The sequence below is a fragment of the Streptococcus sp. HMSC071D03 genome (assembly GCF_001812125.1).
Classification (GTDB): domain Bacteria; phylum Bacillota; class Bacilli; order Lactobacillales; family Streptococcaceae; genus Streptococcus; species Streptococcus pseudopneumoniae_N.
Map to the genome: position 1 here is coordinate 6,722 of NZ_KV807810.1, position 411 is coordinate 7,132.

1 pseudogene is annotated in these 411 nt (G+C 37.5%); it reads left to right on the forward strand.

Going from position 1 to position 411, the window contains the following annotated elements:
* Positions 1–411: pseudogene (locus HMPREF2837_RS09515) on the forward strand (M23 family metallopeptidase); the annotation flags it as partial.

A 411-nucleotide genomic window follows, 5' to 3' on the forward strand; every position in this document is an offset into this window, starting at 1 on the left:
CCAAGTTTCTGTATAAGAACGTAGATACGATTCGCTATAAAACAGGTGATCATGTTAAATCTGGAGATATCATCGGGAAAGTAGCACCTGAAGGAAATCAAACTGTTTATTATCAAAAGCTAGAACCTGATCGTGCAAATAAGAAAGATAGAGATGGGAATATCAAGAAGAGCTGGACTTATGTCAATGTCGGTTTTTACTTCCAGCGTGTAGAATATACCCAAGCAACATCTGTTGTCAGTAATATTGAAACATCTGGAGATAAAGGAAGACGTGCAAGAGCTTTTGCGGATGCAATCAAAAAAAATATACCAGAAGCAACAGATGAAGGAATCGCAGCCATTTTGGGAGGATTTGATATTGAGAGTTCCATCACCTTTAAACGCTATGAAACAGACTTTCTAACCAATA